Source organism: Streptomyces sp. NPDC058579 (genome assembly GCF_042718575.1).
Lineage (GTDB): Bacteria > Actinomycetota > Actinomycetes > Streptomycetales > Streptomycetaceae > Streptomyces.
The window spans coordinates 87,670-107,976 of record NZ_JBHXPI010000012.1; the positions used below are offsets into that span (position 1 = coordinate 87,670).

13 protein-coding genes are annotated in these 20,307 nt (G+C 71.2%); 8 read left to right on the top strand and 5 right to left on the bottom strand.

The window, feature by feature from the left end:
• Positions 1-50: 50 nt before the first annotated feature.
• Positions 51-1,181 carry an acyl-CoA dehydrogenase family protein gene (locus ACFWRO_RS17180; protein WP_384510704.1) on the bottom strand — a complete coding sequence of 377 codons (1,131 nt, stop codon included), beginning with the start codon at positions 1,179-1,181 and terminating at the stop codon, positions 51-53.
• Positions 1,178-2,779 (bottom strand): FadD3 family acyl-CoA ligase, encoded by a 1,602-nt coding sequence (locus ACFWRO_RS17185; RefSeq protein WP_384510707.1) that lies wholly within the window; start codon positions 2,777-2,779, stop codon positions 1,178-1,180. Before ACFWRO_RS17185 ends, ACFWRO_RS17180 begins: the two co-directional genes overlap by 4 nt.
• A 114-nt stretch (positions 2,780-2,893) precedes the next feature.
• On the opposite strand from ACFWRO_RS17185, the gene ACFWRO_RS17190 reads away from it, so the two are divergent.
• Entirely contained in the window at positions 2,894-3,463 is a 570-nt protein-coding gene (locus ACFWRO_RS17190; protein ID WP_384510710.1) for a flavin reductase family protein, read from the top strand.
• Here the strand turns inward: ACFWRO_RS17190 and ACFWRO_RS17195 are convergent.
• Complete coding sequence (locus tag ACFWRO_RS17195; protein WP_384510712.1) at positions 3,355-4,005, bottom strand: helix-turn-helix transcriptional regulator; 651 nt, start codon at positions 4,003-4,005, stop codon at positions 3,355-3,357. The genes ACFWRO_RS17190 and ACFWRO_RS17195 overlap by 109 nt on opposite strands.
• Positions 4,006-4,092: 87 nt before the next feature.
• On the opposite strand from ACFWRO_RS17195, the gene ACFWRO_RS17200 reads away from it, so the two are divergent.
• From ACFWRO_RS17200 to ACFWRO_RS17230, 7 genes are all read left to right on the top strand, one after another.
• Positions 4,093-5,220, top strand: a complete 1,128-nt coding sequence (locus ACFWRO_RS17200) for an LLM class flavin-dependent oxidoreductase (RefSeq protein WP_384510715.1) — start codon at positions 4,093-4,095, stop codon at positions 5,218-5,220.
• A complete protein-coding gene (locus ACFWRO_RS17205; RefSeq protein ID WP_384510717.1) occupies positions 5,217-5,942 on the top strand; it encodes a glucose 1-dehydrogenase in 726 nt (241 codons plus the stop codon). The genes ACFWRO_RS17200 and ACFWRO_RS17205 overlap by 4 nt, the downstream gene beginning before the upstream one ends.
• Positions 5,939-6,817 (top strand): alpha/beta hydrolase, encoded by an 879-nt coding sequence (locus ACFWRO_RS17210; protein WP_384510720.1) that lies wholly within the window; start codon positions 5,939-5,941, stop codon positions 6,815-6,817. The genes ACFWRO_RS17205 and ACFWRO_RS17210 overlap by 4 nt, the downstream gene beginning before the upstream one ends.
• Positions 6,814-7,866 carry a hypothetical protein gene (locus tag ACFWRO_RS17215; RefSeq protein ID WP_384510723.1) on the top strand — a complete coding sequence of 351 codons (1,053 nt, stop codon included), beginning with the start codon at positions 6,814-6,816 and terminating at the stop codon, positions 7,864-7,866. The genes ACFWRO_RS17210 and ACFWRO_RS17215 overlap by 4 nt, the downstream gene beginning before the upstream one ends.
• Positions 7,867-7,953: 87 nt before the next feature.
• Entirely contained in the window at positions 7,954-13,161 is a 5,208-nt protein-coding gene (locus tag ACFWRO_RS17220) for a caspase family protein (protein WP_384510726.1), read from the top strand.
• Positions 13,158-13,493, top strand: a complete 336-nt coding sequence (locus ACFWRO_RS17225; protein WP_384510729.1) for a hypothetical protein — start codon at positions 13,158-13,160, stop codon at positions 13,491-13,493. Before ACFWRO_RS17220 ends, ACFWRO_RS17225 begins: the two co-directional genes overlap by 4 nt.
• A complete protein-coding gene (locus ACFWRO_RS17230; RefSeq protein ID WP_384510732.1) occupies positions 13,490-13,942 on the top strand; it encodes a hypothetical protein in 453 nt (150 codons plus the stop codon). The genes ACFWRO_RS17225 and ACFWRO_RS17230 overlap by 4 nt, the downstream gene beginning before the upstream one ends.
• A 196-nt stretch (positions 13,943-14,138) precedes the next feature.
• Here ACFWRO_RS17230 and ACFWRO_RS17235 read toward each other — a convergent pair whose 3' ends face one another.
• On the bottom strand, positions 14,139-15,599 hold the full coding sequence (locus ACFWRO_RS17235) for a glutamate synthase subunit beta (RefSeq protein WP_384510735.1): 1,461 nt from the start codon (positions 15,597-15,599) through the stop codon (positions 14,139-14,141).
• The gene (gene gltB, locus ACFWRO_RS17240) at positions 15,592-20,151 is read right to left on the bottom strand and encodes a glutamate synthase large subunit (protein ID WP_384510738.1); all 4,560 of its coding nucleotides are present in this window, start codon (positions 20,149-20,151) and stop codon (positions 15,592-15,594) included. Before gltB ends, ACFWRO_RS17235 begins: the two co-directional genes overlap by 8 nt.
• Positions 20,152-20,307 lie beyond the last annotated feature (156 nt).

The following is a 20,307-nucleotide window of genomic DNA, read 5'->3' on the forward strand; positions in this document are numbered from 1 at the left end:
CCCTTACGAAGAGGGGACCCCTTTCCCCCCGGAGTGCCGAGCGTACGTGATCAGGGTGCGGGGACGAGGCCGAGCGCGGCGGCGATACGCCCCCGGTACGCGGCGGCCGGTCCGAAGAGGCGGGCGCACTGGTGGGCGCGTTTGAGGTGGTCGTGCGCCGGGTGTTCCCAGGTCACGCCGATGCCGCCGTGGAGCTGGATCATCTCGCCCGCGACCGTCTCGTACGTCTCCGAGCACACCGCCCGCGCGGCCGCCGCGGCGAGGGGTTCGGCGTCCGCGTGGGCGGCGGCCAGGGCAAGGGAGCGGGCGGACTCGACGGTGGTGTACAGGTCGGCCAGGCGGTGCTTGACGGCCTGGAAGGAGCCGATGGGCCGGCCGAACTGGACGCGCTCGCCGACGTGTCGGACCGTGTCCTCCAGGGCCCGCTGGGCGCCCCCGACCTGCTCGGCGGCGAGGACGGTCGCTGCCACGTCGCGCACCCGGGCGAGGACGGCCTCCCCGTCGGCGGAGAGGAGCCGGGCGGGCGCCCGGTCGAGCCGGATCCGGGCGAGGGGGCGGGTCCGGTCGAGGGTGGAGGCGGGAGCGAACTCCCAGTTCTCGTCGAGCAGTTCGTAGAGGCCCAGGCGGCCCGTGCGGGAGTCGACGGCGAAGACCAGGCACAGGTCCGGGCGCTCGGGTGCGGCCAGGACGTACTCCTTGCGGCCGGTGAGGTACGCGCCCTCGTCACCCGTCGCCGTGAGCGCCCCCACCTCCCGGCCGCCGACGTCCACCACCGTCGTGACCGCCCCCGACCCCCAGCCGCCCTCCTCCGCCACCGTCGTGACCGCCCCCGCCTCCCAGCCGCCCCCCTCCGCCCAGGCGAGCGCGCAGGACCGGGTGCCCTCGGCTAGGCCGGGGAGGAGGCGGGCGCAGGCGTCCCAGTCGCCCGCGGCGAGGAGGGCGGTCACGGGCAGGACGGCGGAACCGAGGAACGGGACCGGGCTGAGCGCCCGCCCCAACTCCCCCGCCACCACGGCGATCTCCGGCAGCCCGCAGCCGAGCCCGCCGTACGCCTCCGGTACGGCGAGGGCCGCCACGCCGATCTGCCCGGCCAGCGGCGCCCAGGCCGCCGCGCCCTCGTGGCGGTCGAGCACGGACCGTACCGCCGCTCGCAGTTCGTCCTGCTCAGGTGTCGTCCTCATGCGTCCTCTCCTCTCGCCGCGCGCCGCAGTTCGCCCTTGAGGAGCTTGCCTCCGGCGTTGCGCGGCAGCTCCGGTACGACGACGAAACGGCGCGGGACCTTGAAGTTGGCGAGCCGCTCGCGGGCCCATGCGGTCAACTCGCCCTCGTCCAGGGCTCGGTCGGTCACGACGAACGCGACCCCGACCTCGCCGAGCCTCTCGTCCGGCGCGCCGACGACGGCGGCGTCGCGCACGGCCTCGTGGCGCAGCAGGACGTGCTCGATCTCGGCCGGGTACGCGTTGAAGCCGCCGACGACGTACATGTCCTTCAGCCGGTCGGTCACCGCGAGGTAGCCGCGCTCGTCGAGGGTGCCGATGTCCCCGGTGCGCAGCCAGCCGCCGTCGACGACCGCCTCGGCCGTGGCCGCCGGGTCGTCGAGGTAGCCGCGCATGACGTGGTGGCCGCGGACCTGGATCTCGCCCGGCTCCCCGGGGCCGAGCACCGCGCCGAGCGGGGAGGCGATCCGGATCTCGGTGCCGGGCAGCGGCAGTCCGACGGTGTGGGCGACGGTCTCGGCGTCGGCGTCCGTCGGGCAGACGGAGACCACGCCGCAGGACTCGGTGAGCCCGTACGCGGTGAAGACGTCGGGCGCGCCGAGTTCGTCCCGTATCTCCTCGACGAGCGTGGCGGGCACGGTGGCCGCGCCGGTCCCGGCGAGCCGGAGCGCGGAGAGGTCGTGCGCCGCGCGGCGCGGGTGGTGGATCAGGCCGTGGAAGACGGTCGGCGGCCCCATGAGGCAGGTGACGCGCTCGGCGGCGATCCGCTCCAGGACGCGGTCGGCGTCGTAGACGGCCTCGGGGAGCATCGTCGCGCCGGTCAGCAGGCAGGCGAGCACCCCGGCCTTGTAGCCGAAGGCGTGGAAGAAGGGGTTGACCAGCAGATACCGGTCGCCTGCGCGCAGTCCGACGAGCCGGGCCCAGTCGGCGTACACGCGCAGGGTCTGGCCGTGGGTGGTCATCACGCCCTTGGAGCGGCCGGTGGTGCCCGAGGTGTAGAGGATGTCGCAGAAGTCGTCGGGGCGTACGGCGGCGGCGCGGGCGATCCGCTCACTGTCGGGGACGGTGGCCCCGGCGGCGAGGTAGGCGTCCCAGTCGGGTCCGTGCAGGGTGAGGGTGGAGCGCAGGGCGCCGAGGTCCTCCCCGGAGCCGTGCAGGGCGGCGGCGTAGTCGGTGCCGAGGAAGTCGTGTTCGGTGAGGAGGAACCGGGCGCCGCTGCGGCGCACGATGTCGGCGGCCTCGGCTGGCTTGTAGCGGGTGTTGACCGGTACGAGGACGGCGCCGACCGCGACCGCGCCAAGTGCGGCGGTGATCCAACGGCGGCTGTTGGGGGCCCAGATCGCGACCCGTTCGCCGTGCCGTACGCCGTGGGCGAGGGCGGCGCGCGCGGCGGCGGCGATCTCGTCGCGGAGCCGCGCGAAGCCCCAGCGGACCTCGCCGTCGGCTCCGCCGGCCCCGCCTCCGACGAGCGCCTCAAGGGCCGGATCGGCATGCGCGGCCGCCGCCCAGTCGGGCAACTCGGCGATGGTGCTGGGCAGTTGACCCGATGGCTGCTGTGGCACTTGCTGGGGGCTGATCACTGACCCTCCCTACTTGACGTGCGAGCGTGGCCGGTATCCAATCACAGGTGTTTCGGTTAGGCATATACCTAGTAGAAACATTCCTCAGGAGGTCCCATGGATCCGGATCCGACCGACATGAAGGCCGCGCTGGCGGGCTTCTGCACGGGCGTCGCCGTCATCACCGCCCGCGACCCCGCCGACGGACGGCCCGTCGGCATGGCGGTGCAGTCCTTCTCGTCCGTCTCGCTCGACCCGCCCCTGGTCTGCTTCTGCCCGGCGCACACCTCGACGACCTGGCCGCGGATCCGCGCGGCGGGCCGGTTCGCGGTGAACGTGCTCGCGGCCGACCAGGAGGAGCTCTGCCGGCGCTTCGCGGTGACCGGCGGCGACAAGTTCGCGGGCACGGCCTGGCGGCCCGGCGCCGCAGGCGCCCCACTGCTCGACGGTGCGCTCGCGACGATCGAGTGCACGCTCGACGCGGTACTGGACGGCGGCGACCACGCCATCGCGCTGGGCCGGGTCGACGCGCTGACCGCGCACCGGGACACCGGCCCGCTGCTCTACTTCCGCCGCACCTACGGGCGCTTGCCCTCGGGGGAGTCGGCGGCCGCACGGGCGCGCTCCTTCTCCAACTCCTCGATGTCGGCCAGCATGGCGTCCGCCAGATCGCGCTCTGAGGCGTAGTACCGCTCGGCCCACTTGAGGGTGAGCGTGGGGTACGCCCACGCCTCCTCCACCTTCGCCCCCTCCACGTCGGCCTCCGCGCGCAGCCGCATGGTCTCGGCGAACTCCCGGTGCCGGGCGAGGACTTCACGCTGCTGCTCGGGTTCGAGGAGATGCCCGAGCCAGAGCCGGAGCATCGGCCCGTGCTTGAGCACGGGCGGATCCACGGGCGCGGTCCGCGCCCACGTGCGGACGGCGGCCATCCCCTCGTCGGTGATCCGGTAGACCCGCTTGTCACGGCTGCCCGTCTCCTGGGCGACCGTCCGCGAGGTGGCGTAACCGGCCTTCTCAAGACGCTTCAGCTCGCTGTAGATCTGGCTGAACGACGGGCTCCAGTAGAAGAAGCGCAGCGACCAGTCGGACCACTTCTTCAGGTCGTAGCCGGACAGCTCCTTCCCGAAGGAGAGCAACCCGAGCACCGCCCAGCTGGTCGCCGGGAACCCCGGGATCTCCGGAACGTCTTCCTGACCTGCTTCCTGACCTGCCCTCTTCTTGTCCGCCACGGACCGAAGTCTACGGCCCCCTTCCCCGCCCCAAGTATGACTGCTAGAAGTATTCCTATTAGAAATAGAAGAGGAGAGGAGTCCACCGTGAAGTTCTCCATGATCTTCGAGGCCCAGCTCGTCGACCCGACCCCCGAGCGGGAGCGCCAGGTCATCCACGACTGCGTCGAACAGGCCGTCCACGCCGAGAAGATGGGCTTCGACCGCGTCTGGGCGGTCGAGCACCACTCCCTCACCCAGTACGCGCACATGAGCGCGTCCGAGATCTTCCTGACCTGGGTCGCCGCCCGCACCGAACGCATCCGCATCGGCCACGGCGTCGTCACCATGCCCTTCGGCTACCAGCACCCGGTGCGGGTAGCCGAGCGCGCCGCGATGCTCGACGTCCTCAGCGGCGGCCGGGTGGACATCGGCGCCGGCCGGGGCGCGACCCGGCAGGAGATGCGGATGTACGGCGTGCGCCCCGAGGACACGTACCCGCAGATGGAGGAGGCGCTGCGGATCTTCTCGCACGCCTGGCGCGAGGAGCGGTTCGAGTGGCACGGCTCGATCGACATCGGCCCCGGCGCGATCCTCCCCCGCCCTGTGCAGGACCCGCACCCGCCGCTCTTCATGGCCTGCTCGAAGCACGACACCCTCAAGCTCGCCGCCGAACTCGGCATCGGCGCCCTGGTGATGGGCTTCGCGGGCGCCGACGACGTGCGCGCGATGCGGAAGGTGTACGACGAGGCCATCGCCGTACGCGACGGCTCCCGGCTCGTCTCCTCCGAGGTGAACGACCACTTCTCGGCGCTCTGCCCGACGATCGTCCTGGACGACGCCGAGCGCGCCCTCCGGCTCGGCACGCGCGGCCAGCGCTTCTTCGCCGAGTCGATCGCCCATTGGTACGGCAACTCCCCCGCCCCGACCGGCTACGCGGAGGACGAGGACCACACGGGCGCCCTCGAGCGGCGCCGCGAGGAGCTGGTCGCCCGCCTCCACGAGGCGAACATCCCGGCCCGCCCGGTCGACACCGGCACGTACAACACCGACCACGCCTACGGGGACGCCGACACCGCCATCGCGTACGTGGAGCAGCTCCGCGAGATCGGGGTCGACGAGGTGATGTGCCTGATCCAGATGGGGACGGTCCCCCAGGAGGTCTGTATGGAGACCATCCGGCAGTGGGGCGAGAAGGTCATCCCGCACTTCCGCGCGCTGGAGGCGGCCAAGTGAGCTCCCTGGCAGGCAAAGTCGTCCTGGTCACCGGTGCGGCACGCGGCCAGGGCGCGGCCGAGGCCCGGCTCCTGGTGGCGGAGGGCGCGCGGGTTGTCCTCACGGACGTACGGGAGGAGGAGGGCCGGGCGGTCGCGGCGGAGCTGGGCGACGCGGGGGTGTTCGTCCGCCACGACGTGACCTCCGCGGAGGACTGGCGGGAGGTCGTCGCGCGCGGCCTGGCCGCGTACGGCCGTGTGGACGCGCTGGTCAACAACGCGGCGCTGTGGCGTACGGCTCCGGTGGAGTCGGAGACGTACGAGAACTTCGAACTCCTCCTCAGGGTCAACCTGTTGGGCCCGTTCCTCGGCATCCAGGCCGTCGTGCCGGCGCTGCGCGAGGCGGGCGGCGGCTCGATCGTGAACGTGTCGTCGACGGCCGGCCTGGTCGGCATCCCGGGTCACGCGGCGTACGGATCGAGCAAGTTCGGGCTGCGCGGCCTGACCCGGTCCTCGGCCCTTGACCTCGCGCCGTACGGGATCCGCGTCAACTCGGTGCACCCGGGGGCCGTCGACACGCCGATGACGGCGGAGGTCGCGGACAGGGACTGGTCGCACGTTCCGCTCGGCCGGATGGGCCGGGCGGAGGAGGTCGGGGGCCTGATCGCCTTCCTGGTCTCGGACGCCTCCTCGTACATGACGGGCGCGGAGTTCACGGTGGACGGGGGGCTGACGACCGGATGACGGATCCACTGACCCCGGCGGCCCGGGCCCTGTGCGAGGCGATGTCGGCGGGCTTCCCCGGCCCGGGCTCCCCGGAGGAGCTGCGGGCGGCGGCCCGGGCGGGGGTACGGGAGATCCCGCCGCCCCGGGAGGAGACGGCGAACGGCGTACGGGTACGCCTCTACGGCCCGGGACCCGTCCAGGGCTCGCCCGCCCCCGTCATCGTCTTCGCACACGGCGGCGGCTGGGTCCTCTGCGACCTGGACACGCACGACGGCCTCTGCCGCGAACTGGCGTCCCGTACCGGCGCGTCCGTGGTCTCCGTGGACTACCGGCGCGCCCCCGAGCACCGCTTCCCGGCCGCCGAGGACGACGTGTACGCGGTCGTGGAGTGGGCGGCCGAGCGGTACGGCGGCCCGCTGTTCCTGGCGGGCGACTCCAGCGGCGGCAACCTCGCGGCGGGTGCGGCCCTGCGCGCCCGGGACGCGGGCGGCCCGCCGGTCGCGGGCCAGCTCCTCTTCTACCCGGCCCTGGACCACCGCCTGGACACGCCCTCCGCCGAGGCGTACGCCGAGGGCTTCTTCCACACGACGGCCCACATGCGCTGGTACTGGGAGCAGTACGTGGGCCCGGCCGGCGACCCGGTCGCCGCCTCGCCGGGCCTGGCCCCCGACCTCACCGGCTTCCCCCCGACCCTCGTGGTCCTCGCGGACTGCGACGTCCTGCGGGACGAGGGCCTGGCCTACGCCCGCCGCCTCTCCTCGGCCGGGGTCCAGGCCCAGGTGCAGCTGCACACCGGGGTCTTCCACGGCTTCCTGGGGGCGCGGGGCGTCCTGCCCGAAGCGGGAAAGGCGCTGGCCGGGGCGGCGGCCTGGGTGGCTAACGTGGCCGGGTGACTCCCGAAGCCCGGCCCACGACCCCGTACCGCCCTCTCGACATCACGATCCCGTTCCCCGAACTGGCCGCCCACGCCCGCACCGCGACCCTGCTGCACCCGCGCCGGGGCACGCCGACGGCGGCGGACAGCTCGGTGGGCGGCCCGCTGCTGTGGCCGGCGGACGAGGCGTGGCCGGTGTGCGGGACGGCGCACGGGCGGGTGTACGGGGTACGGCCGGAGCGGGCACGGCGGTACGAGCGGATGGTCGAGGCGGCGTACGCGCGCCCGCGGCCGGCGGACGCGGAGGGTCTGCCGTACACCGAGGCGGAGTTGGCGGAGCTGGCCGAGATGTCGGACGCGGGGTACCAACCGGACCGCCACGACGGCTCCCCGCTCCCGCTGCTCGCCGTCGCCCAGTTCTACGCCCGGGACATCCCGGACCTGGCGCCCTTCGCGCCGCCGGGGACGGACCTGCTCCAGGTCCTGTGGTGCCCGTTCACGGGCCACGACGACGCTCCCGACGGCGACTACGGCCCGTCGACGCGGCTGGTATGGCGACAGGCGGCGGAGGTGACGGAGCGTCTGCGGGACCAGCCGGAACCACCGATCGTGGAGCGGAAGCACTTCCTACCGAACCCGTGCGTACTCTCCCCGGAACGGGTCGTCGACTACCCCTTCGGTGACTACCTGCCGAAGGAACTGGACGAGCGGATCCAGGCCTGGGAGGACGCCTTCACGGAACGCGCCGGAGACGCGGCCCCGCTCTACCAGTACGACCTGTCCCTCGCACCCGGCTGGAAGATCGGCGGCTGGGACTCCTGGCACCGAACGGACCTGGTCCGGGTGTTCTGCGGGGAGTGCGCCACGGAGATGCGCCTCCTGCTGACCATCGACTCGGGCGGCGGCGCGCCGAGCTGGCTCCCGTACGACGAGGCGGCGAGGACGTGGGACGGCACGACACCCCCGTCCCTGTACGGCCCCACAGGCATCAGCGCGTCCCGCGACGAATACCGAGCCTTCACCTGCCCAACGAACCCGACCCACCCTCACCGCATGAGCAGCCAGTAACGCGGACATGCCCGATTGCCGACGGATTCGGTCAACTCATCTGGAATCATGGATGGGTTGACGGCGTATTGGCGGAGGCGGGGGCGCATGGGAACGACGGACATCGGGATGCCGATCGCCGGCCGGCCCGGTCGCCGCCGGGCGCTGCTCATCGGCGTGGACCGTACCGACTTCCTCGCCAGGGATCCTGTCCTCGCCGACCGCTATGCCCCGCTCGCCTGTGCCACCCGCGATGTCGAACTCGTGGGCTCCGCCCTCTCCGGCTCCGGGTACGAGGTGGAGTCCCTCCATCCCGGTCACGACGACGCGGACCGTCGCCACCCCACCCGGGGTGCCATCGTGCACGCCCTGGAGGAGTTCTTCCGCGCCTGCTCGCCTGGCGACACCGCGTTCGTCTACCTCTCCTGCCACGGGGTCTCGATCCGTGGCCGCGAGTACGTCGTCCCGTCCGATGCGCAGTTCCGCTCCGGAGACGGCACACTCATCGCCAAGACGCTCGTCGAGACCGCTCCACAGGACTTCCTCGACGGCGTGCCCGCGGGGGTGACCGTCGTCGTCTGCCTCGACACCTGTCGCACCGACACCCCGGCTCCCGCCGATCGTCAGGAGCGCACCGAATGGACCGGGCCCGGGTACGAGAACGTCTTGTGGCTCCGTAGCAGCGGCCGTGGCCAACCCGCCTACGCCGATCCCGACAAGGGCAGCTACTTCGGACTGGCGCTTTCCGAGGCCGTCTCGCCGCACAGCCCGCCGCAGACCTTCGGCGAGGTGCACGCCTTCGTCGCCAGTCGCATCGGACGGCTCACCGCACATCTCACCGAGCCGGCGCCTACCGTCGAGCCGGAGTACCCGAAGGGCCGTGGGGAGTCGGCTGCGGAGTTCGTCCTGTGCAAGGGCTCGCAGGAAACCCTCCGCTGGTCGGATGCCCTGACCCGCTCCGCCCTCTGGACCCACACCTCCGGAGACCCGGCAGTGCACGAGCGGGTCAAGAACCGGCTCGGCGACCTCGCGAGCGAGGTTGCCAAGAGCCGACTCGGCACGGATTCCGCTCTCGCCACCCCGTGGTACGACCCGGAGTACCCGATCCGTGTCGTCGACCGGCTCGGCCTCCTGGTCGAACACGCCGCCCTGACCGGGCACGAACGACTCTCCCCCGCCGAGACGGCCGCTCTGCTCGCCGCACCCCTGATGCACGAGGGCGCCGTCGCCGTCGCCCTCAGCGAGCTCGCGGCCCTGCGCCCGGACCGGCTCGACCGGCTGGAGGAAGGGCGCGGGCGGGGCGCCGTCACTGACCACGACCACCTGGTGTGCGACGCGGCCCGAGACGTGTGCCGGGCGCACTCCCAGGTCAGCCTCGCCGCGGAGACTCTGCGCCGGCGCCGGATGTCCGAGTCGGCCACCGCCGCCGATCACTGGCTGCGTCACCGCTTCATCGCCGACTGGGACCGGCTGTGGGACCGCACGGGCGACTACACGGCGATCGACCGCCTCCTCGACATGGTCATCGCCGCGGTCGCGGCCGGTGCCGAAGGCACCGCGCTCGCCACGCCCTCGCCCCAGACTCCCCTCCTCATCGACCGGCAGCTCCGCCAGGTCCTGCCCCACATGACAGTCGCCCCCGGCAGCAGCCCCCGCATCAATGACACCAAAGACCCGCGCTGGAGCGACTCCCGCACGGTCCGCGGCAACAAATGGCGCGGCTGGGACCTCGCCTATCTGATCTGGCTCGCGTCCCTCCTCGCGGCCGACCCGCGCCGTATGTCCAGCGTCCTCGTCGACCACCTGGGCGCCCACCGGCCGCTGGACCCGGGCCATGTCGTGCACGCCCTCGCCGACTTCGACCTGGAGCCGGTCCGCAGGGACGCGGACGCCCCCCCCGGCACGGAGTACAGCCTCGCCGTCAGCTTCCGGTGCCCGCACCCGGCGCTCCACGCTGCCATGGAGGAGCTGGCGGGAACGGCCGACGCCTCCGTACGCGCCCTCCACCAGCGCTGGAAGGAGGCCCGCACCACCCCGCCCGACCTCCTGCGCGGTGTCCCACAGCAGGTGACCACGGAGTTCCTCGAACCGCTCGACAGCCAGTACACCAAACCCCTGGAGCGCTTCCGTCTCGCCGAGGACGAGATCCGTCCGCTCCTCATGGGCACGCAGCTGTACGGCGACAGGATGCTCGCCGTACGGGAGCTCTACCAGAATGCACTGGACGCCTGCCGTCACCGGGGACTCAGGGTGGAGTACGGCGGACGGATGGGCCGGCCGGACATCGGCTGGCAGCCGGAGATCCGGTTCACGCAGGGCTTCGACGACGAGGGCCGCCCGTACATCGAGTGCGAGGACAACGGGACGGGCATGAGCGGGAAGAAGCTCACCACGATGTTCGCCCGGGCGGGGAAGCGCTACGAGCAGGACCCCGACTTCGTCCAGGAGCGCCGCAACTGGCGTCGTGCGAAAATCAACCCCGTCCCCTTCAACAGCCGTTTCGGCATCGGGGTGTTCGGCTACTTCATGCTGGCCGAGGAAGTCATGGTGTCGACGAGCGCGGTCGACCTCTTCGGCGTCCCGGCCCGCGAGGAACGCCCCCTCCAGGCGACTGTTCAGTCCGGTTCGGGACTGCTCCAGATCCGCCCCTCCGATGACGCGCCAAGCCGTGGCGGAACCCGAGTCCGGCTCTACCTGAGTGCGCACGACGAGGCACCGCCATCACTTGTGGAAACGCTGCGATCACTGCTGTGGGTCAGCGACCACGAGGTGAAGGCGGTCGAACTCGACCGCGACGGCAATGAGATCCGCTCGGCGGAGTGGACCCCGGGAGAGCTCCAGGCCCCGACCGACTGGCCCGCACCGGCTCTGAAGGCCGGCCCAGACGCCTGGATCGTCCAGGGCAGGGGGCAGTTGCTGCTCGATGGGGTCCTGGTCAAGAACGCGCCCCCGGTGCACGGCTTCGTCGTCAACCTGCGCGAGAAGCATCAGCCGGTGCCGACCGTCGACCGCAACGGGCTGCTGTCGTACGACAGGGAGGCTGTGGACGAGGAGCTCTTCGGCCACCTCCAGGACGCGGCTCCGCGGCTGGACAAGGTGTCGCTGCGGTGGCTGTGGGATCTGGCCGAGCAGGAGCCGCGGCTGGCGGTCGAGCTGCTGGACATGCTGCCCGACGGGACAACGGGTCGGCTGGAGACCACCCACGAAGAGCACAGCCTGGCATCCACGCACATACCGTTCCACAGAGCCGGCTGTCTGCCGTTCGACAAGCAGATGATCCTGCGCGACGCAAGCGACATCAGCCTCGGTCACCAGCGGGGAAGCGAAACCCGACTTCTCAGGCTGTGGCGTTGGTCGGTGCTCGGTCTGATGACCCGGCATCAGGTGTTCATGCCGAGCGGATATCCGATGCCCGAGGGGATGGACGCGCTGCTCTTCCTCGACGGCCTCCCTGATGGCGGGTGGTCGGAGCCCACGAGGGCCGCCGCCCTGGCAGAGGTGTCGCTCGGCTCAGCAGTACGTGCTCTGCGCCGATACGCGATCACGGGCATCCACGTCCCGGCGACGGATGACGTCCGGGCCCTGCACGCCGTCCGGCCGACCTCGGTCATGGCCGATCTCTCCTTCGCGTACGAGGACGCGGAGCGTGCGCGAACCGATGGACGACACACGCATCCAGCTGCCCACGCACCCCTGCTCGCCGTCTCCGCCCAGCGGAGGATCGCCCCGGCGGAAGCCCTTCCGGCCCTGCGGGAGCTGGCGCTCGTGAATCCGGTCGTGCCGGATCCCTCAGGCCTGGAGCGTGTCCCACTCGACATGAGGATCTCCGAGACGGAGACCCTGCTGTTCGTCGCAACCCGCCGCCCCAGAAGCGTCCACGGAGACTGGAACTGGCGCGGGTCCGAGGTGAATGGGCTCGAACTGCTCTGCCGCGCCCCCTCTCCGAAGGAGCGAGGCAGCCTGGTCGAGCTGCTCACCGCACTCGAGCCTCTCGGTTTCTCTCTCCGCCTTCCCGAGTCGACGGAGTTGCTGACCCATCGGGGGCTGCGCGGGGCGGAGCTACGTCTGTTGTCCCTCAGGGGCAACGGCAGACGGCCGTTGCTCCAGGATCGCCACCTCGAAGTCCATGAACTCGTGCACCGAGCCGCGTTCACCGGGCTTCCCCTGGGCCTTGCCGTCGCTCAGATCGACAAGCTGTCTCAGGTGACGGGTGTGACCACCGCAGAGATTCCCCCCGAGGCCGTGGAGTGGACCCCGCCATCGTGGCTCGTCCCCGAGTACATGGGCGACGACCCCTTCATGTCCCCCATCGGTCCCTGGCGGCTGCTCGCGCTCCTTCAGCGCGCGAACTCCGCCCTGTCCGGCGGGGACCTGGACGGCGACCTCGCCATGATGAAGGCCTGCGGAGCCTTCTCGGCGGCCTGTGCCGGTCTCGAGGACGAACTCGTCGCTCACTCCAAGGCGCTCACTCCTGCGCTCCTCGACCTGTTGAGTCTGTGCTATCCCGAGTGGTCCTTCAGCAGGGACTGCCGGTGGGACCTCGACGCCGGCGGTCCCGATCCGGCTCTGCTCATGGACCTCGCGACGCGGCGAAGTACGTCGATGGGTGAGCTGTTCGATCAGCTTCTGGAGTCTCCCTCGCCGCTCCCGCTGGAGATTCCAGCCCTCCCTGAGGAGTGCCGAGACCTGACCCCGAGCTACCGCGAAGTCAGCCTGCTTCAGGAAGAGGACTCTCTCGGGGAACGCCAGGGGTTCCTGACCTTGCTCCCCCTCAGACAACTGCTCACCTGCGTGGGCTCCGCCCAGCCCACCCTCGGAGCCGCCGTCGCCAACGTCCGGGCGTACCAGCCCCTCGGCGGCCCCGCCCTTCCGGGCCCCTTCGCCGGACAGGACGCGGAGGCCTTGAAGGACTTCGTTCCCGACGAATTCGACCTGGCCGCGTTCGGCTCCAGTCTCCTCGGAGCCGGAACCCTCGGTGCCCTCGAACTCGTCCTCGTCGCGGGCCGGTTCGGATGGAGCTTGGGATCGACGTACGAGCGCTACGCGCCCTTCCAGTGCCTCGGGCTCGATGTCACCGTGCCGGAACCCGATGGCGACGAGGCAGGTATCGTGCCGGACTGGCGCGATGTCATCATCCTCACGACCCGGTTGACCGGCCGCACCCCCGCACTCTCGGGCACCGTCGACCCGGACCACATCGTGCTCTGCGCCGAGGAGACCGATCTCGACGAAGCGGGCGTCATGGACCGGCTTCGACGCTACGCCCGCCTCTTCACCCTCGAACTTCCCCCGACCTCAGGAGGCCAGCCGGCATGAGTTCCACCGTCCCGTACGTCGGCCGGGACCTGCCGGTCACCGACGTCGCGGCCCACTTCCTCTGGGAGTACCGCCCTGACGGCGAGGGCCGATACGAGGTGACGGGCGAGTGCCCCGCGTGCCGGTGCCCGATGACGAAGGTGTGGCCGTACGGTCAGCACACCACCGCCAAGGGGCCCTTCAGCCGCAGGCAGCGGCCCGATGACGACGACGGCCCCTGGTACACCAAGTGCACCTGCGCGTCGTGGCATGTGAACAGGCCGGACGGCCTCGATCGTGGGTGCGGCGCCGGGTTCTGGATCGCCTTTCCGCCCAACGGGCTGCCACGGTGAGCGAGTTCACCCCTGAGGAGCTCAGGGATGCCGACGCGCGGGCCGAGGTCTTGGCGACCCCGCCGCAGCAGCTGAAGGCGGCGCTCCACCAGGCGGAGGGGTACCGCAACTTTCTCACCACACTCACCGGTCTGCTCACGGCGATCTTCGTGCTGAAGGGGCAGGAGAACCTGAGCAAGCTGACTCCCGGTCCGAAGTGGGCCGTGATCGGTCTGCTCGCCGGGGCGTTCCTGCTGCTGCTCGTCGCTTCGTGGATGATGGTCTCCGCGGTTCACGAACGCCCCGGCAGGACACGTCCCCTCGGCGCGGTCCAGATCCTCCGTTACGAGAGGGACCGCGCGATCACGGTCCGGCGCATGACGGACTGGGCCCGCTGGATGGGCCTGCTGGGCGTGCTGGCGGTGGCCGCCGCCGCGCTCGTGACCTGGATCGCCCCGAGCAGCACGTGACCCCCGCCCCGTGAGGCAGACGCACCGCGGCGCCCGCCCAGTCGTCCGGACCCGTTCCTCCCCGCCGATCTCGCACCGCTCGGCCCCGTGAGTCAGACGCACCGCGGCGCCCGCCCAGTCGTCCGGTCGGGGACATTCGGGGGGCGCCGCGCTCAGTTCCGTACGTCGTTGTACGGGACGTCTTGGGACGGGACGGTCAGACCGTCAGGGAACGGTCCGTCGGGCGGATCGGGGCCGGGAGGTCGCTCGCGCCCGTCAGGAAGCGGTCGACGCCTCGGGCCGCCGAGCGGCCCTCGGCGATCGCCCAGACGATCAGCGACTGGCCGCGACCCGCGTCACCGGCCACGAACACACCACCGACGTTGGTGGCGAAGTCCGCGTCGCGAGCGATGTTACCTCGCTCGTCGAGGTCTAGACCAAACTGCGCGACCAGACCGTTCTCCACGTCCGTGCCCGTGAAGCCCATCGCGAGCGTCACCAGCTGCGCCGGGATCTTCCGCTCGGTGCCGGGCTTCTGCGTCAGCTTGCCCTCGACGAACTCGACCTCGACCAGGTGCAGGAACTGGACGTTGCCGTCCTCGTCGCCCTCGAAGTGGGTCGTGGAGACGGAGTAGACCCGCTCGCCGCCCTCCTCGTGCGCGGAGGTGACCTTGTACAGCATCGGGAACGTCGGCCAGGGCTGGCCGGCCGGCCGGTCCTCGCCCGGACGCGGCATGATCTCCAGCTGCGTGACCGAGGCCGCGCCCTGGCGGTGGGCGGTGCCCACGCAGTCCGCGCCCGTGTCACCGCCGCCGATGACCACCACGTGCTTGCCCTCGGCGGTGATCGGCGGGGCCACGAAGTCGCCCTCGACGACCTTGTTGGCGAGCGGCAGGTACTCCATCGCCTGGTGGATGCCGGACAGCTCCCGGCCGGGGACCGGCAGGTCACGCGCGGTCGTGGCGCCCGCGGCGATGACCACGGCGTCGTACCGCTTGCGCAGGTCCCGCGCGGTGATGTCGCGGCCGATCTCGACACCCGTACGGAACTTGGTGCCCTCCGCGCGCATCTGCTCGATGCGGCGGTTGATGTGCCGCTTCTCCATCTTGAACTCGGGGATGCCGTAGCGGAGCAGGCCGCCGATGCGGTCCGCGCGCTCGAAGACGGCGACCGTGTGACCCGCCCGCGTCAGCTGCTGCGCCGCGGCGAGACCCGCCGGGCCCGAGCCGATGACGGCGACGGTCTTGCCGGACAGCCGCTCGGGCGCCTGCGGCTTGACGTCGTTGGCGTCCCAGGCCTTGTCGATGATGGAGACTTCGACGTTCTTGATGGTGACGGCCGGCTGGTTGATACCGAGCACGCACGCCGCCTCGCACGGAGCCGGGCACAGGCGGCCGGTGAACTCCGGGAAGTTGTTCGTGGCGTGGAGGCGCTCGGAGGCCTGCGACCAGTCCTCGCGGTAGGCGTAGTCGTTCCACTCGGGGATCAGGTTCCCGAGCGGGCAGCCGTTGTGGCAGAACGGGATGCCGCAGTCCATGCAGCGGCCGGCCTGCTTGCTGATGATCGGCAGCAGGGAGCCGGGAACGTAGACCTCGTTGAAGTCCTTGACTCGCTCGCCCACCGGACGGGTCTTGGCGACCTCGCGACCGGTGGTCAGGAAGCCCTTGGGGTCAGCCATTGGTCGCCGCCTCCATCATCTTCTCGGTGGTCTCGGCCTCGGAGAGACCGGCGAGCTCAGCGGCGTCCTTGGCGGCGAGCACTGCCTTGTACGTGGACGGGATGATCTTGCTGAAGCGGTCCGCGTTCGCGTCCCAGTCGGCAAGGAGCTTCTCCGCGACCGTCGATCCGGTCTCCTCCTGGTGGCGGCGCACGACGTCGTGCAGCCACTGCTTGTCGGAGTCACCGAGCGCCTCTACGGCGGACAGGTTCCCGGAGTTGACGTTGTCCCGGTCGAGGTCGACGACGTACGCGACGCCGCCCGACATGCCGGCCGCGAAGTTGCGGCCCGTCTCGCCGAGGACGACGGCCGTGCCACCGGTCATGTACTCGCAGCCGTGGTCGCCCACGCCCTCCGAGACGACCAGCGCGCCGGAGTTGCGGACGCAGAAGCGCTCGCCGGTGCGGCCGCGCAGGAACAGCTCGCCGCCGGTCGCGCCGTACGCGATGGTGTTGCCGGCGATCGTCGAGTACTCGGCCAGGTGGTCGGCGCCGCGGTCCGGGCGGACGACGACCCGGCCACCGGAGAGGCCCTTGCCGACGTAGTCGTTGGCGTCGCCCTCCAGACGGAGCGTGACACCGGCCGGAAGGAAGGCGCCGAACGACTGGCCGGCGGAGCCGGTGAAGGTGATGTCGATGGTGTCGGCCGGCAGACCCTCGCCGCCGAACCTCTTCGTCACCTCGTGGCCGAGCATGGTGCCGACCGTCCGGTTGATGTTGCGGATCGCGACCTGTGCCCGGACCGGCTGGGCCTCCTCGGCCGTCGCCGCGCCCAGCGCCTCGGCGGCGAGCTCGATGAGCTCGTTGTCGAGGGCCTTCTCCAGGCCGTGGTCCTGCTCGATCAGGGCGTGGCGGACCGCGCCCTCGGGCAGCTCGGGGACGTAGAAGAGCGGGGCCAGGTCCAGGCCCTGCGCCTTCCAGTGCGTGACGGCGCGGCTGGTGTCGAGCAGCTCGGCGTGGCCGACGGCCTCTTCGAGCGTACGGAAGCCCAGCTCGGCGAGGATCTCGCGGACCTCCTCGGCGATGAACTCGAAGAAGTTGACGACGAACTCGGGCTTGCCGGAGAAGCGGTCGCGCAGGACCGGGTTCTGGGTGGCGATGCCGACCGGGCAGGTGTCCAGGTGGCAGACGCGCATCATGACGCAGCCGGAGACGACGAGCGGCGCGGTCGCGAAACCGAACTCCTCGGCGCCGAGCAGCGCGGCGATGACGACGTCACGGCCGGTCTTGAGCTGGCCGTCGGTCTGCACGACGATCCGGTCGCGCAGGCCGTTGAGCAGCAGCGTCTGCTGGGTCTCGGCGAGACCGAGCTCCCAGGGACCGCCCGCGTGCTTCAGCGAGGTGAGCGGGGAGGCGCCCGTACCGCCGTCGTGCCCGGAGATGAGCACCACGTCGGCGTGTGCCTTGGAGACACCGGCCGCGACGGTCCCGACCCCGACCTCCGACACCAGCTTCACGTGGATGCGCGCGGCCGGGTTGGCGTTCTTGAGGTCGTGGATCAGCTGAGCCAGGTCCTCGATGGAGTAGATGTCGTGGTGCGGCGGCGGAGAGATCAGACCGACACCGGGCGTGCTGTGCCGGGTCTTGGCGACCCACGGGTAGACCTTGTGGCCGGGCAGCTGGCCGCCCTCGCCGGGCTTGGCGCCCTGGGCCATCTTGATCTGGATGTCGTCCGCGTTGACCAGGTACTCGCTCGTCACGCCGAAGCGGCCGGAGGCGACCTGCTTGATGGAGGAGCGGCGCGCCGGGTCGTAGAGGCGGTCCGGGTCCTCGCCGCCCTCACCGGTGTTGGACTTGCCGCCCAGCTGGTTCATGGCGATGGCGAGGGTCTCGTGCGCCTCGCGGGAGATGGAGCCGTACGACATGGCGCCGGTCGAGAACCGCTTGACGATGTCGGCGACCGTCTCGACCTCGTCGATGGAGATCGAGGGGCGGTCCGAGGTGAAGCCGAAGAGGCCGCGGAGCGTCATCAGGCGCTCGGACTGCTCGTTCACCCGGTCCGTGTACTTCTTGAAGATGTCGTACCGCTTGTTGCGCGTGGCGTGCTGCAGGCGGAAGACGGTCTCCGGGTCGAACAGGTGCGGCTCGCCCTCGCGGCGCCACTGGTACTCGCCGCCGATGTCGAGCGCGCGGTGCGCGGAGGGAACGCCGGAGGCGGGGTACGCCTTGGAGTGCCGGGTGGCGACCTCCTTGGCGACCACGTCGAGACCGGCGCCGCCGATCTTGGTGGCGGTGCCGTTGAAGTACTTCTCGACGAAGGCGGTGTCGAGGCCGACGGCCTCGAAGACCTGGGCGCCGCGGTAGGAGGCGACGGTCGAGATGCCCATCTTGGACATGACCTTGAGGACGCCCTTGCCGAGCGCGTAGATCAGGTTGCGGATGGCCTGCTCGGGCTCCAGGCCGTCTATGAAGGTGCCGGCGCGGACCAGGTCCTCGACGGACTCCATCGCCAGGTACGGGTTGACGGCGGCGGCGCCGTAGCCGATGAGGAGGGCCACGTGGTGGACCTCGCGGACGTCGCCGGCCTCGACGAGCAGACCCACCTGGGTGCGCTGCTTCGTACGGATGAGGTGGTGGTGGACGGCCGCGGTGAGCAGCAGCGACGGGATCGGCGCGTGCTCGGCGTCGGAGTGCCGGTCGGAGAGGACGAGCAGGTGCGCGCCGCCCTCGATCGCCGCGTCGACCTCGGCGCAGATCTCCTCGATGCGGGCGGCGAGCGCGTCGCCGCCGCCGGAGACCCGGTACAGGCCGGAGAGGGTCGCGGCCTTCATGCCGGGCATGTCGCCGTCGGCGTTGATGTGGATGAGCTTGGCCAGCTCGTCGTTGTCGATCACCGGGAACGGCAGGGTGACGCTGCGACACGAGGCGGCGGTCGGCTCGAGCAGGTTGCCCGACGGGCCGAGGGAGGAGCGCAGGCTGGTCACCAGCTCCTCGCGGATCGCGTCCAGCGGCGGGTTGGTGACCTGCGCGAAGAGCTGGGTGAAGTAGTCGAAGAGCAGCCGGGGGCGCTCGGACAGGGCCGCGATCGGCGAGTCCGTGCCCATGGATCCGAGCGGCTCGCCGCCGGTGCGGGCCATCGGGGCGAGGATGACGCGGAGCTCTTCCTCGGTGTAGCCGAAGGTCTGCTGGCGGCGGGTGACCGAGGCGTGGGTGTGCACGATGTGCTCGCGCTCGGGGAGGTCGGAGAGCTCGATCTCCCCGGTCTCGAGCCACTCGGCGTACGGCTTCTCGGCGGCGAGGCCGGCCTTGATCTCGTCGTCCTCGATGATCCGGTGCTCGGCGGTGTCGACGAGGAACATCTTGCCGGGCTGGAGGCGGCCCTTGCGGACGACCTTGGCGGGGTCGATGTCGAGGACGCCGACCTCGGAGGAGAGGACGACGAGGCCCTCGTCGGTGACCCAGTAGCGGCCGGGGCGCAGCCCGTTGCGGTCGAGGACCGCGCCGACCTGGACGCCGTCGGTGAAGGTGACGCAGGCCGGGCCGTCCCAGGGCTCCATCATCGTGGAGTGGTACTGGTAGAAGGCGTGCCGGGCCGGGTCCATGGAGTCGTGGTTCTCCCACGCCTCGGGGACCATCATCAGGACGCTGTGCGGGAGGGAACGCCCACCGAGGTGGAGCAGCTCCAGGACCTCGTCGAAGGAGGCGGAGTCGGAGGCGTCCGGCGTGCAGATCGGGAAGATCCGCTCCAGGCTGCCCTCACCGAAGAGCTCGGAGACGAGCTGGGACTCGCGGGCCACCATCCAGTTGCGGTTGCCCTTGACCGTGTTGATCTCGCCGTTGTGCGCGACGAAGCGGTACGGGTGGGCCAGCGGCCAGCTCGGGAAGGTGTTGGTGGAGAACCGGGAGTGGACCAGGGCCACGGCGGTGGCGCAGCGGCGGTCCGACAGGTCCGGGAAGAAGGGCTCCAGCTGGCCGGTGGTCAGCATGCCCTTGTAGACGATGGTGCGGGCGGAGAGCGACGGGAAGTACGTCCCGGCCTCGCGCTCGGCACGCTTGCGCAGCACGAAGGCCTTGCGGTCGAGCGCGATGCCCTCGCTGCTGCCGTCGGCGACGAAGAGCTGGCGGAAGACGGGCATGGTGGCGCGGGCGGAGGCGCCGAGCAGCTCGGGGGCGACGGGGACGTCGCGCCAGCCGAGGACGTTCAGACCCTCCTCGGACGCGATCGTCTCGATCTGCGAGACGGCCTGTGCGGAGCCGTCGGCAGGGAGGAAGGCGATACCGACGGCGTAGGCGCCGGCGGCGGGGAGGTCGAAGTCGGTGACCTCGCGCAGGAAGGCGTCGGGGACCTGGAACAGGATGCCGGCGCCGTCTCCCGAGTCGGGCTCGGAGCCGGTGGCGCCGCGGTGCTCGAGATTGCGCAGTACGGTCAGCGCCTGCTCGACCAGTGCGTGGCTGGCAACACCGGTCAGGGTGGCCACGAACCCGACACCACAGGCGTCGTGTTCGTTACGGGGGTCGTACATCCCCTGCGGAGCGGGGCGACCGTCCATGGGCGACCAGGCGTCGGAACGCATCGGCTCTCCCGTCGTCGTCGTGGCATATGCAGCTGCCGAGGGACGACGTTGGCCCTCCGCGAAATTTCGTGCAGGTTACATGATGGCTGGCTTCTCGCGAAGCGGATAGCTCATTCCAACATGCGGACACCGCTGACACGGAGCGGTGATGGTGGT

Excerpts from the sequence above, each read along its gene's own strand:
- ACFWRO_RS17180 (WP_384510704.1), bottom strand. The coding sequence starts at position 1,181 with ATGAGGACGACACCTGAGCAGGACGAACTGCGAGCGGCGGTACGGTCC.
- ACFWRO_RS17190 (WP_384510710.1), top strand. The coding sequence starts at position 2,894 with ATGGATCCGGATCCGACCGACATGAAGGCCGCGCTGGCGGGCTTCTGC.
- ACFWRO_RS17210 (WP_384510720.1), top strand. The coding sequence starts at position 5,939 with ATGACGGATCCACTGACCCCGGCGGCCCGGGCCCTGTGCGAGGCGATG.
- ACFWRO_RS17220 (WP_384510726.1), top strand. The coding sequence starts at position 7,954 with ATGGGAACGACGGACATCGGGATGCCGATCGCCGGCCGGCCCGGTCGC.
- ACFWRO_RS17225 (WP_384510729.1), top strand. The coding sequence starts at position 13,158 with ATGAGTTCCACCGTCCCGTACGTCGGCCGGGACCTGCCGGTCACCGAC.
- ACFWRO_RS17235 (WP_384510735.1), bottom strand. The coding sequence starts at position 15,599 with ATGGCTGACCCCAAGGGCTTCCTGACCACCGGTCGCGAGGTCGCCAAG.
- gltB (WP_384510738.1), bottom strand. The coding sequence starts at position 20,151 with ATGCGTTCCGACGCCTGGTCGCCCATGGACGGTCGCCCCGCTCCGCAG.